General features: G+C 58.3%; 8 protein-coding genes and 6 pseudogenes. 7 read left to right on the top strand and 7 right to left on the bottom strand.

Translation table 11 applies throughout. From position 1 onward, the window contains the following. Positions 1–436, bottom strand: a pseudogene (locus NKI01_RS30445) (transposase); the annotation flags it as partial. Positions 437–1019: 583 nt separating this feature from the next. Here NKI01_RS30445 and NKI01_RS30450 point away from each other — a divergent pair. Both NKI01_RS30450 and NKI01_RS30455 read left to right on the top strand, forming a co-directional pair. Continuing rightward, positions 1020–1172: a hypothetical protein gene (locus NKI01_RS30450; protein ID WP_352965779.1), complete on the top strand. Its 153-nt coding sequence runs from the start codon at positions 1020–1022 to the stop codon at positions 1170–1172. A 76-nt stretch (positions 1173–1248) separates the two neighbouring features. After that, positions 1249–1466 (top strand): annotated as a pseudogene (locus NKI01_RS30455) (integrase core domain-containing protein); the annotation flags it as partial. Between the two features lie 97 nt (positions 1467–1563). Here the strand turns inward: NKI01_RS30455 and proB are convergent. From proB to NKI01_RS30940, 3 genes and pseudogenes are all read right to left on the bottom strand, one after another. Beyond that, positions 1564–2388, bottom strand: coding sequence for a glutamate 5-kinase (gene proB / locus NKI01_RS30460; RefSeq protein ID WP_352965780.1), 825 nt, complete (start codon positions 2386–2388; stop codon positions 1564–1566). Between the two features lie 407 nt (positions 2389–2795). Continuing rightward, entirely contained in the window at positions 2796–4064 is a 1269-nt protein-coding gene (locus tag NKI01_RS30465) for an ATP-grasp domain-containing protein (RefSeq protein ID WP_352965781.1), read from the bottom strand. 498 nt (positions 4065–4562) lie between these two features. Next, positions 4563–4818: pseudogene (locus NKI01_RS30940) on the bottom strand (IS110 family RNA-guided transposase); the annotation flags it as partial. Positions 4819–4994: 176 nt separating this feature from the next. On the opposite strand from NKI01_RS30940, the pseudogene NKI01_RS30945 reads away from it, so the two are divergent. The 4 genes and pseudogenes from NKI01_RS30945 to NKI01_RS30480 form a co-directional block, all read left to right on the top strand. Beyond that, a pseudogene (locus NKI01_RS30945) lies at positions 4995–5246 on the top strand (helix-turn-helix domain-containing protein); the annotation flags it as partial. A 60-nt stretch (positions 5247–5306) separates the two neighbouring features. Continuing rightward, a pseudogene (locus NKI01_RS30950) lies at positions 5307–5531 on the top strand (transposase); the annotation flags it as partial. 239 nt (positions 5532–5770) lie between these two features. Continuing rightward, a complete protein-coding gene (locus NKI01_RS30475; protein ID WP_352965783.1) occupies positions 5771–6364 on the top strand; it encodes a GNAT family N-acetyltransferase in 594 nt (197 codons plus the stop codon). A gap of 406 nt (positions 6365–6770) precedes the next feature. After that, positions 6771–6929: a transposase gene (locus tag NKI01_RS30480; protein ID WP_352965784.1), complete on the top strand. Its 159-nt coding sequence runs from the start codon at positions 6771–6773 to the stop codon at positions 6927–6929. A gap of 194 nt (positions 6930–7123) precedes the next feature. Here the strand turns inward: NKI01_RS30480 and NKI01_RS30485 are convergent. The 3 genes and pseudogenes from NKI01_RS30485 to NKI01_RS30495 form a co-directional block, all read right to left on the bottom strand. Next, positions 7124–7378: pseudogene (locus NKI01_RS30485) on the bottom strand (transposase); the annotation flags it as partial. Between the two features lie 368 nt (positions 7379–7746). Next, positions 7747–8442, bottom strand: a complete 696-nt coding sequence (locus NKI01_RS30490; RefSeq protein WP_352965786.1) for an OmpW/AlkL family protein — start codon at positions 8440–8442, stop codon at positions 7747–7749. A gap of 182 nt (positions 8443–8624) precedes the next feature. Beyond that, complete coding sequence (locus NKI01_RS30495; protein ID WP_352965788.1) at positions 8625–10715, bottom strand: prolyl oligopeptidase family serine peptidase; 2091 nt, start codon at positions 10713–10715, stop codon at positions 8625–8627. Between the two features lie 863 nt (positions 10716–11578). Between NKI01_RS30495 and NKI01_RS30500 the strand changes: the two genes are divergently transcribed. Next, the gene (locus NKI01_RS30500) at positions 11579–11893 is read left to right on the top strand and encodes a hypothetical protein (RefSeq protein WP_352965789.1); all 315 of its coding nucleotides are present in this window, start codon (positions 11579–11581) and stop codon (positions 11891–11893) included. The last annotated feature ends 443 nt before the right edge of the window (positions 11894–12336 follow it).

Here is a 12336-nt window from a genome sequence, read left to right on the forward strand (position 1 = left end):
ACTTTCAAGGAACGCTTTGACCTTGCCGTCGATCTCTTCGCACAGCCGGCTGACCTGGCTTTTTGGAGATGCCGCTCATGCCCATCGCCTTGACCAGGTCGTCGACCGAGCGCGTCGAGATCCCCTGCACATAGGCTTCCTGGATGACGGCGGTGAGCGCCTTCTCGGCCATGCGGCGCGGTTCTAGGAAACCGGGGAAATAGGAGCCCTTCCTGAGCTTGGGGATGCGCAGCTCGACGGTGCCGGCGCGCGTCTCCCAGTCGCGCTCGCGATAGGCGTTGCGCTGGGCCGTCCGCAACGGGCTCTTCTCGCCATAGGCGGCGCCGGTGGCGGCCCCAACCTCCAGTTCCATCAGCCGCTCGGCGGCAAACCCAATCATCTCGCGCAAGATATCGGAGTCGGGGGTCTTCTCCACCAGCGTGCGCAGGTTCATCATGTCGTCGGTCCGATGGTTCCTTCGAGTCAGGTTGTGTCAGCAACCCGACCTTTACCGGGGAACATCGATGAGCGCCGCAAAGCCGCTCGCTCGCTATAGCGCTGTTGAGGGCGCGCGCGCGAGCGGCTTCGCTACTGCCGAGCTACACCACGTCTGGGGGCACGACCCATGAAATCGTGCGTGATTTCGTTGGTCTGAGACGGTTTCGGGCAGATCAAATACCGCCGCATTCATGTCCTGCGGCCGGCAAACAGAAACGCTATCCCGCACTCAGTCTAACGGTGCTGTACGCCCAGGAGCGCCAGGAACCGGCGCGTGGAACAGGGATCGATTGGAAGCTGATCACCAATCTGCCGTCCATTCCAATGAAACGCCATCGAGAAGCTCGACTGGTACGCCGTGCGCTGAAGCTCGATACCTGTCCTGAAATCGGCTGCAAAGCCAAAAGAGGCACGGCTGCAAACTACCGAGCGCCTCGTGCTCATTGCTGTCTTCTGCCTCCTTGCTTGGCGGGTGTTTTGGATGACCTGATCGACCTCTCACGACCGCACGCTAAACGGACCTCGCAATCACCGATGTCGAAATGAAGCTCCTCGATCATCTTCTGCCCGACAAGGATCCGACCGCGTCCCATGCCGGAACGTTATCGCGCTATTTGGTCAAGGTCGCGCCGCCCGTGCCAGCGACCGCCGCCGGGCAATATCGTTATGTGGCGAGCCCTTACGCGCCTCACTGACATCAAGGTCGGCGCAATCATCGGAGCCAAACTTATGCAATTGAAAATTGAAAGCTTCACCGGAGAGATACTATAGGCGTACCGGCACGGCGTCACATTCGACCTGTCACGGCCGCGCAAGCCGACGGACATTACGTTCATCGAAGCGTTCTTTGCCCGGCTGCGGGCGGAATATTTGAACGCCCACTGGTTCCTGAGCCTTTCGAGCCCGGAAAAGTTAGAGGCTTAGCGCGGAAACTATAACGAGCAACCGCCATACGGCGCGTCGGCAACAAGATCCCGGCAGCGCTCATGAAATTGGCACACGAAGCCATCTGCTCTCAACCGCGCTGGGTAAGAAAGGGGCCGTGCCGGAGAAGAGGTCCCGGACGTCAAAACGGCGCACGACTCTTCATCTACGGTACGCAGTTGGCACAGGTGCGCGGCTAACCCTGCCGTTGGCGAGCGGAATAAAACACGTTGATGGCCCACCGTTCTCGATCGCGGCGAGCGGGTAAGGTTTGTTTCCTTTCGCAATGACCATTGCGCAGCCCGCGTCCATGGCTATCCTTGCCGCCATCAATTTGGTTATCATGCCACCCGCACTATGCCGAGCGGGGGAATGAGCGGCCATGGCCTCTATCTCGGGCGTAATGCATCGCACCTCTTTCACCAGACGGGCCAACGGTTTGTCGTATGGATCTCCCGTGAAGAGGCCGTCTACATTGGAAAGCAGAATGAGAGCGTCAGCGTTCACCATCTCCGCGACCCGCGCTGCCAGCCGATCATTGTCGCCAAAACAGATCTCAGCCGTTGCGGTCGTGTCATTCTCATTGATAACGGGTACAGCGCGGACCTTGAGAAGTTGTTGAAGGGTTGATCGCGCATTAAGGCGGCGATGCTGGTTGTCTATATCTTCACCGGTCAATAACACTTGTCCCAGGCTAAACCCATGGCGTTTCAAACTCTGTTCATAGGCAAGCATAAGTCGAACCTGACCAATCGCGGCGGCCGTTTGCTTCTCCTCAATTCGCAGAGGTCTGTCCAATTGATTGAAGTGAGATGATCCAACCGCGACAGCACCGGAGGTCACGATGATCACCTGCTGCCTCCGTTCGAAAAATCGGACGACATCTTCTATCAGCTCTTCAAGCCAATGACTGCGTATTTCTCCGGTCTCTGAATCGGCAATCAGTGCGGAGCCAATCTTCAATATCAGCCGGCGAGCGGAAAGCAATTGGGCCGCGCTCGTTATTGATGGAATTGAGTGTTGATTTACTAGAAGGGAAGACATTCCTCTCCAATCTACCTTAGAAATTAAAAACAATTCCGTTTAACCTGCAAAGACACAATAACGATGACGATTCTCCGCTTCCAGAGCGTCACGACCTTCTTAGGCGAAATGGCGAAGTATCGAAGTTCGATTCTTGCATTTCTATTGAGAGGAAGGGGGGTGCCATCCGGTCCCAACTTTCGTTCAATAGCAACAGAATACGTAGAGCATGCAGAAAACGATTGTCGTTCACAGACAGTAATGCGCCCTACTGTCTTCAATAGCATAGAGGTGCCCCAGTTAGGAAGATAAGCATCATCGTCGGCCTTCGTCTCTCTCGTGCTCTCAATTGCACCAATGTTCGGCGGCCATCACCTGTTATCCGGCGCCACCTGCGCTGTTCCCGTTCGACAAGCGTCAGAAGGTGTGATTGACCAATCGATTAAGTCGACGGCACGCTGAAGTATCGCCTCGGTCCGAGCAAGGGTGGGTGATGCGGCGACGACATGTCCGATGCAGTCTCGGTAATCGCCTTTCCTGATGATCGGCGCTTTGGGTTCAACATACAATTTGACCTCGGCGACACCTGATACAGCAGCCGCCCGACTGCCGCCAGCAATCCAATCGAGGGTGCCATCACGATCAGGAACTAGGTACCGCGCGGCCGCAGTGTGAGAACGCCTTCTGCGCAAATTCCATTCGTCGCCGATGACAAGTTTGGTGTGCTCGGTGATGACATCGATACCGTAAGCCAGCCGAACCAGTTGGGGATCGGGCGCGCCAGCAAGACGCGGATTGACTTCAATGACGACTGGGCCAAGCGTCGTCCACCGGAATTCAATGCAGGCTGGCCCCCAGCCAAGGCCGAGAGCTCGCAAACAGCTCAGCGAAACGTCGGCGATACGCTCATGCTCGTCATCAGTCAGCAGGGCCGGAAAGGTCGTCGCACGACAGACGAAATGTGGTGGATTGCCCCAGTCAGTGGTTTCAATCCCAATGACCTCATTTCCCATTATCTGGGCACAATAAAAAGGGCCTTGTGCGAATCCTTCGACCAATATCCTCGGCGAACACGGCCATATGTGCTTCCCGCCCAACAGATAGGTCGTATGCTCGGCCAACTCATCGAAGTTGCGGCACAATCGGACACCGCTGCTGCCGCTGCCTACGGCTGGCTTAAGTATCACGGGTAGGCCGATTTCCGCGGCAGAGCTTTCAACCTCCGTCGCATTCGCTGCCACGCGATAAGCAGGTATTGCAACGTCGGCCTTTGCAAGGAGCTGACGTTGAACGAATTTGTCGAAGCACCGTTCAATCGATGCGGGGTTCGGTCCCGGTAGATCGAAGTACTGGCAGAGCTTGCCAACTGTCACATAGACCGACTCATCGGGGCCCGAAAAGCCAGTAATGCCAGCAATGTCATAGGCCATACGCAACCGGGAACATTCGTCGATCAGCGCATTGAAATTGTCTGTATCGACGCGGATTGCCTCAACCTTTTCCGCCGCAAGATAGCTGTACTGAGCTGGATCGGCCGACAGCGTAATTGGATGAAGCCCAAGACGCTTGGCCGCTTGGACGTATAGCAGACCATTACCCCTTGTATGGCCTTCAACCAAGATGAGCGCTCTTCTTGCCACTGGCTATTGATCCTCACGTTGCGTGCTGTGCGGCGGTCCGAGCGTAAAGCGGGATCAGCTTTTTGAAGCCGTGCCTGACCTCAGACTTTGTGTTGAACGTATCATTGCCAGCGATTGGCGGTCGCAAAGACTCTGTGAAATTTACTTTTAGGATCTGTTGCACCGTTGACTACCGGTTGCGCAGCGCCTCAACGATCGCGGTGGAATGCGATGGTTCAAGGGCCACCAGTTTGATCAGTCTGTGGTCCTGCTTTTTGCGTGCGCTGATACCTGGCCTACAGTCTCAGTCCGCGCGCAATCTGGAAGAGAAGACCATCCTTGCCATCGATATCCGCTTGCGCTTTGGCATTCCTTGACGCCAGCCGTCTAGAGCTCAGCCCAACGCCGTCGAGTGCTCAAGCCGCCGATCACAATGGCTGCGCAAAGGAACCATCGACCGGATCTGGTTTCGAGATCGCAAATTGCGACAAGCCTTGCCCGCATCGCAAGCACGGATCAGGCGGCCTGGCTCTTTACGCTCTTGACCTTCACTTCCCTATACTACCCGACACGCACCAGTTCGGGAGACGTAGGCATCGTTTTCGTAGCCATTGCTCATCCGCACCGAAGTGCTGCCTTTGCATGGCGGGCATCGATGCAGACGACGACCCGTGAGCTCGTGCCACGACCAACTGGACATCGCCCCTGTCTCAAAGCCAATCCGCTCAGCACGATGCGAATGCTTGCGAAGCAATCCCGTCAGCGCACCAGGATCGCGCCATTCTCAACGCTGCTTCGACGCATGCGTTCACGATCATTCCCGGCATGTCCCTATCCGCTCACTAAGCCTGCGCTGGGAATGACCCAGATCCCTTGCGCTCGAATATGCGGTAACGGCACAACCAACGGCTGCCGGCGTTGGTATAGGTCTCTTCAATATGCCACTTGCCGGTGACTGACGACGGGGTTTCGACGCGGGAGGCGGCGCGTCGCTTCCGGATCGGGATTTCGACGGCCGGGAGTTGGTATCGCCGCTATCGCGAGACCGGCGAGACACAAGCGCGCAAGCAGGGCCAGCCGTCGCGTTCGAAGCTCGATGCGCGTGAGGCCTTCATTCTTGGCCTCATCGAGGACGCGCCGGACATCACGCTTGCCGAGATCGGGGAGCGCCTTGCTGCCGAGCGCGGCGTGCGGGTAGCGCCGTCCACGGTCTGGCTGTTCCTCGACCGTCGCGGCATCACGTTCAAAAAAAGACGGCGTACGCGCGAGGCGATCGAGAAGGTTGGCGCGCGGCTCCTGTTCCTGCCGCCATACTCGCCTGACTTCAACCCGATCGAGATGGCTTTCTCGAAACTCAAGGCCCTCCTGAGAAAGGCTGCAGCCCGAACCATCGACGAACTCTGGTCGGTCCTGGCCAAACGCCTCGCAGCTTTCACAGCCGAGGAATGCAGGCACTATTCCGAGGCAGCCGGCTATGACCCGGAATAAGTCGAATCTGCTCTAGGCAGGGCATGCAACCTCCTTGGGTGACTTCAGCAACATCATAAGCGTGCCAATGGCCGCGCCTCTCAGCGAATCTAAAGAACCTCGGCATCCCAGAAACAAGATTATTGCAGAGATTTCATAGAACTTTAACCCAATGAACGCGCATTCTAGGAGATCATAGTCCCACGTTTGTTGTGGGTGCCGCTCAATTATAAGTGCCGGCTCAGAAAAGGACGCTTCTCGTGTACATCCTAGAAACGCCGCGCCTAATTCTAAGGCCGCCCTCGCATAGCGACGAGCTTCTTCTACATGGACTTCATAGCGATCCGTTCGTGGTAAACGCCATCAGAGATGGAGTCTATCCGACGATAGAGCAGTCGAAAGCTGAACTGCTTCAGTTCATCAATCATTGGCAGCGCCATCGTTTCGGCTTATGGATGGTGTACGTCAAAGATGAAGGCCAAGCCAGAAAATTCTCTGGTTATTGTGGACTGATGTGCAGCGACCCGTATAGGCCCGAAAATCCGAATAACGTGGTAATCGTAACTTGCCTGCACCTTGCGGCCTCCGGGAAGGGGATTGCGGTCGAGGCAGGCAGGGCAGTAGTCCAATTTGCTTTCGAGTACTTAAAGCTTGAGAAAGTAACTGGATTTATTCGTCAGAATAACACGCGTTCGCTTATAAAGAATATGAAGATCGGTTTTGTCTATGTCGGCGAGACAATTTACGAGAATAGTACAAGGCGACGTTTTGAGATTACTCCAATAACGGCTGTAAAAGCCGATAATTTGCTTGTTTTTGATTACAGACATCCGGGAGATATTCAAAACCATTAGCCCTGCGGCCGAACCGCATTGTTCGGGGCGCTGCTTACCTCTCTGATGAGCTTGGCACAATCGTTGACGCCGACGCGCCCGAGGGCAAGCCCTCGCGCAGAACGGCTGATGGGATTAGATCAGCGATTGGTGGTTCCGACCCCGGCATTTGGTCTTCGACCGAGGCATGATGGGGGTGTAATCATCGACATGCCTCAAATTCGGTGCTGGATTGATGACGGTTCGATGCGCCAAGGCACCTTGCAAAAGGCCGGTGAACATGGAGTTTTCGGGCCATGACATTGGAACATGCAAGGGGGCGATCTGGTCGGCGAATTAAGCGGTGCCGCAGCGGCAGGAGATTCTTACTGCGGTGCCCAGGCGCGTGCGGCAACGAAGGCTGCGGAGTTGCACCGAGAAGCGCGCGTTGGTCGACCCGGCGAGCGCGGCGGGGTCGTCGGTGACCGAGGTTGCGGAAGCGTTCGGCGTACCTCCGGCACAGCTCTATGCCTGGCGCAAGCAGGTGGCCGGCGGCGAGCTTGATGCCGATCAGGCGATGGCTACCTTCGCGCATCGACGTGAGTGATCTGCCCGGTGTCGAAAGCCCCATCGCCGATTGCCCGGACCCGGCCGGCAGGATCGTCGTGGCCTTTCCGAGCGGCACGCGACTGCGGATTGACGGGACCGTCGATCCGACAGCGCTGCGTATCGTCCTAGCGGAGTTGACCAGGTGATCACGGTGGTGCCGACCGACCGCTGCGGCGCGACAGATATGTGCAAACGGCGCTGGTACTTGGCGATCAGCTGCGGATCGAAACTCGACTGGCGGTCGCGCGGAACATCGTTCTCCAGCTTGCCGGTCTCGGTCGTCACCGTCTTGCGGCCATAGCCGTTACGCGTATTGCCAGCGTCTTCGCCGCTCGCCAGATGATGGTCCATCTCCGCGTTCAGCGCGCGCTCTGTCAGAGCCTTCTTGAGCGTATCCAGCAGGCCGCCCTGTTCGAAGGCAGCACTGGCGGCGCCTCCTGCTAGCAGTTGGTCGAGAAGATCATTCGGTAGCCGAGCTCAGCTATTCATATGAGGCTGAGAAGGACAACTATCTAAGATATTCGGCCATCACCCCGACGACGGTTATCGACCCGCTGGCCTCCTCGACGCCATACCGGATGTGATTGCTGTCGGTGGGTGGTCGCAGACGTAATCGCGGGCGACATCTCCGTAGCGACATGCGTGCCATGTTGATGCCCACCATGCCGTATTCCAACGCCTCGGCCACACGCCGGACACGCTTTAGTATTGAGGCATAAAATAGGCGGCGAGGCAGGGATCCCCGGTAAAAAGGGCGCACGAGGCGCCCTTCATTTCAGATCGGCTCTCAGGCAAGCCGCCTTGGCCTTTCGTGATCAGAAGCGGTAGGTGACACCTGCGCCTATCAACCAGGGATCGAGCTCCGCCTTCCCCGTCAGCTTCGCGCCGTCGACCGTGACGTCGAAGTCTGGCTTGAGGAAAAGCTTCTTCACGTCGAAGTTGACGCCCCAGTGCTGATCCACCATGTAGTCGAACCCGACCTGCAGCGCGGTGCCGAACGTGTTCTTCACCTTAAGAGCATCGGCGCTGCCGACATCCCGGCTATAGAATATCGTGTAGTTTACGCCGGCGCCGACATAGGGCTTGAAAGCGCCGAAATTAGTAAAATGATACTGCAATGTGAGCGTGGGCGGCAGCAACCAAACCTTGCCGATCTTGCCCAGCCCGCCGATCGTTCCTTGGCCGTCGATGTTGGCGTAGGTGGTGCCGAGTATGAGCTCGGCGGCGATGTTATCCGTGAAGAAATAGGAGATATCGAGCTCCGGCGTGACGGTGTCCGAATAGGAAAGATCGGAGCCGGGCACGCCATTGACGTAGCCCGAATCCTCAGTGATGACCCCCAACGCACGCAGGCGGATCTGCCAAGGGCTTGGCACTTCCGTGACCGAAGTTCCCGCCTGCGGGACGCTCGCCGCTTGCGCAAGGTCCGCGGCGACGGCCTGCTGTCCCATCACGATGAGGACAACGGCCGCTGTTACTCCCCGCGCCGCGCGCATTTGGTTTCTCGCCATGATATTCTCTCCTTGCTCTTCAGAAATGTGGACTGAATTACGAAAAATCTTGCTCGAATTGCTTGGGATTGCCGTGGCGCTCTGCTCAGTTTGCGTGAGACTGTGCTCACATTATTTGCCCCGTGCTCGCAATCATCGCCCTGCACTCACTTATTGAAACGTTGCCCTTTGTCTCCGTCCACCTATCGAACGCCATCGGCTTGCCAACCGATCGCACTGCGAAGGAAATTGGTGCCCAAGGCAATGAATGCGGCCCGCTCCCGATTGTTCTTGCCGTAGCCGTGTCCGCCCGCGCCGGGCTCATAGAAGTAAGCGGGATAGCCAAGAGCCTGCAGCTTTGCGGCCATCTTACGCGCGTGGCCCGGGTGGACGCGGTCGTCCCGCTTCGTGGTGGCGAGCAGGATCGGCGGATAGGGTTGTCCCGGCGTTGCGGCGTGATAGGCGGAGATTTCCTTTAGGAAAATCCATTCCTCCGGCTTGTCGGGATCGCCATATTCGTCAATCCAACTCGCGCCCGCCAAAAGCTTGGTGTAGCGGCGCATGTCGACAAGCGGCATTTTGCAGAACAGCGCGCCGAAACGCTCAGGATAGCGGGTAAGCATGTTGGCGATCAGAAGGCCGCCATTTGAGCCGCCCTCGGCGGCAATTCGCCTCGGCAGCGTAATGCCCCTTCGCACGAGGTCGGCGGCAACGGCGGCGAAATCGTCATGGGCGAGACGCTTGCCCTCCCTGCGCCCGGCCTCGTGCCAACGGGTGCCGAACTCTCCGCCGCCCCGGATGTTCGCCACCACGCACGTGCCGCCGCGTTCGAGCCACAGCTTGCCGAGCGAGGAGTTGTAGTGGGGCAGGAGCGATATGCTGTACCCGCCGTAGGCGGTGAGGTGAACCGGGGCATCCCCGTTCCCGTTCGCCGGACCGACCTGCGTGTAGGGGATCATCTCCCCACCGGTCGAGACTGCCTCGTGGCGCGTGACCACCAGCCCGGATGCGTCGAAATTCTCCGGCTTGCGCTTTAGGATTACTGGAGCGCCGAGAGGCGCCGCGGCATTGAGGTCTAATAGGAGAAGCTTCCGCGGCTTGATCGGGTCCTGAGCCGAAATGAGGACCTCTCCATTGGTCTCGTGACGTTCAGCATCGAGCGACCGAAGGTGAACAGTCCCTTCGGTGGGCACGGTGTCCAGCGCTCGGCGCGTCCATTCCTGGCCCTCGGGGGTGAACATCTCGAAACGCGGATCGAGGTTAACGAGGTAGGAGATAATGAGCTTCCCGTTATTCCAGAAGAATGACTGCAGGGAGCGCCTGTCGCCTGGTTCAAAGAGGATGGCAAAACTGCGCTCGCCGGCGATGAAGGAGGAAAGCGAGATGCCGATCAGCGCGTCCGCGGCATGGGTCGTCCCTCCCACTGCCCATGGCTTGCGCGGCTCTACCGCCAGCCAGTCGCCGAAGCCGCTCCACGAGGCGTCCGGAGGAAGGTCGATCCGCATCTTCGGCCCGCTCCTGTCACCGATTCGGCCGATCTTCTCAAAGAAGGTCGACTGCTCGATGAACCAGAGGCGCTCGCTCTCGGCGGTGCGGTCCAGACGGCCGGACACGCCGAGGGATTCGGAACCGGTCTCGAAGATTACCGGCGCGGTGAGCGGATCCGCGCCACGCTTCCACAGCCGCACGGTGCGCGCATAGCCGGAGCGGGTGGCCATGCCATCACCAAACGCACTGGAAAGCAGAAGCGTGTCAGGGTTGAGCCAATTAACCCCGCCCTTGGCCTCGGCGAGGTTGAAACCGTCGGCGACGAAGCTAAGAGACTCCAGATCGAATTCGCGATGCACGACCGCGTCGCTGCCGCCGCGCGACAGGCGCAGAACGGCTCTTTCCCGTCTCTCCGGCTCAAGGGACGCGCCGCGCCAGATCCAGTCCTCTCCGTCGCTAGCGGCGAGGGCGTCCAAATCGAGCAGTAGCTCCCAATGGGGATCCTTGTTCATATAGGCGGCAAGGGTGGTCCGGCGCCACAGTCCGCGCGGGTTTCCGGCATCTTTCCAGAAATTGTAGTGGTACTGGCCGCGGCGCCTGCTCAAGGGGATCCTGTCAGGATGATCGAAAATTGCTGTCAGGGCGTCGTGATCCCGCTCGAATTGCGTTCCACCGAAGTGCTTCAAGGTCCTGGCCGACTGGCTGGCGGCCCAGTCAAGTGCCCGTTCGCCTTCTACATCTTCGAGCCAAAGATAGGGATCATCGGCGGGAGCATTCAGCGTTGGGCGGAAATCGAATGCGGTCATGTCCGGCTAACCCGAAGAGTGATGTCGCCTGGAAAACAGGCGCAAAGTCTTCCGTCGGCCCGGGAAAGCTCAGTTTTCGCGGCTGCGACCGCATGTTCGGCGAGCTTGATCATGGCATGATTTCTCCTCAGTCCTTGCCGCAGCGCGTTTGCGGATAGCCTTGCACGTGTCGTGCCAAACGAGAAAATCATTTCACAACAATGACATGGCTCTGATTGCGGTGTGCTTCATGTCCGACTTTGTCGAAGACCCGACAACGAGTGCAGCCGTGACCGCCTGATAGAACCTCCTGTGCGAGCTCGGTGGGCACTGCGGAATAGCAGTGAAGCTCACCGCGAAACGGCCGAGCTTCGGATCGACATCGGCGACGGGGCGATCGACGACCACTACGTCGCCGGTTTCGGGCGCGGCACAGCCTTGAGGACTCCGCGGCGGCTATCATCAAATAACTGCGTTTACGATGGCTCCATCTTGGCCCACCGGTGGGCGCGCAAAAGACTGCTTTGCGGCCTCATCCCTCCGCCTGGATTGAGTCGCAGGGACCGAATGGCGCACGTGCTTTTGGAACCGGCAGAGTGGTCATAACGCAATTCTCTTCCGGCTATCTTTACAGAGATTCGACAATCCAATTGGTGAAGGTCCCATATCGCGCAAATCATTGATGCGCTTAGGTCTGGGCATGCGCCCATCCGCAACCATCTCATCAAGAGCATCGATCCGACATCAAACATAGAGAATTGCTTCCCCATGAGAGAGGCCTCGCGGCGGACATGAGATTGCGTCACTCTTCATGATCGCGGCCTCCGAGGATGTCGGGATCGAGCCAGTGCAACGGCACGATAGGGTGAAGGATCTGGCAGCTCTTGCAACTGCCGACCTCGATGGACAAGGCATATCGCGATCTGTCCGGCAGAGACAAAGGTTCTGCACTGTCCGTTCATGAAGACTTCGTGCTGGTCTCCATAAGAGAAGTATTCTGGTGCAGAAGGTGCCCGATTAGCTATTCGGAAAAAGGCGACATCGACGTGCAAATCGGGCGCCGCCGTGAGGCGTCCCCCTCAATGTCGGATTTCCGACAGGATCGCAAATCCGACAACCCGTTGTTTAATAAGATTTTCCTTCTCTGGCACGGCCCATGCATGGGACTCTGCGAACGCATCAGCGAGACGTCTCCATGATCATGCGCACCGAAAATGCCGTCGCCGCAGTGAAAACCGCGCTCTCGCCTGCCATCAAGCCGCCGAAAGGCCGGCGCGTCATGGTTGAGGCGGACGATTGAGCCGGCTTCAAACACCTCGATGGGCTGCGTCTCGCGTGACGGCGACGCGGGCATCCAGACGGGCGGATAGGACATACGTCGTTGCCCCACGTCGCCGGCCTTACCCCTCGATTGTCACCGCGCTGGAATGCTCGGGTCTACATTCGACGACGCGAACGCGCTGGACAAATTCTCGCAAACCCGGTCGGGACCGGGGCTCCGAAAACGTCCGCGAGGGGCCCAATGGTTATGGCCGATATTCGCCGAGAACAAGCCACCTAGTCCCTATGATTGCTGGGCCTGAGGGCGGCCCGTCATCCGATATGCAACGGTACGAGGGTTAAGCCGGCTGGCCGGCGCAGA

The organism is Mesorhizobium sp. M0815 (assembly GCF_040319995.1).
In the GTDB taxonomy this organism is placed as follows: Bacteria; Pseudomonadota; Alphaproteobacteria; order Rhizobiales; family Rhizobiaceae; genus Mesorhizobium.

Coding starts and splice junctions, on each gene's coding strand:
- NKI01_RS30450 (WP_352965779.1), top strand. CDS start 1,020: ATGAAGCTCCTCGATCATCTTCTGCCCGACAAGGATCCGACCGCGTCC.
- NKI01_RS30490 (WP_352965786.1), bottom strand. CDS start 8,442: ATGGCGAGAAACCAAATGCGCGCGGCGCGGGGAGTAACAGCGGCCGTT.
- NKI01_RS30495 (WP_352965788.1), bottom strand. CDS start 10,715: ATGACCGCATTCGATTTCCGCCCAACGCTGAATGCTCCCGCCGATGAT.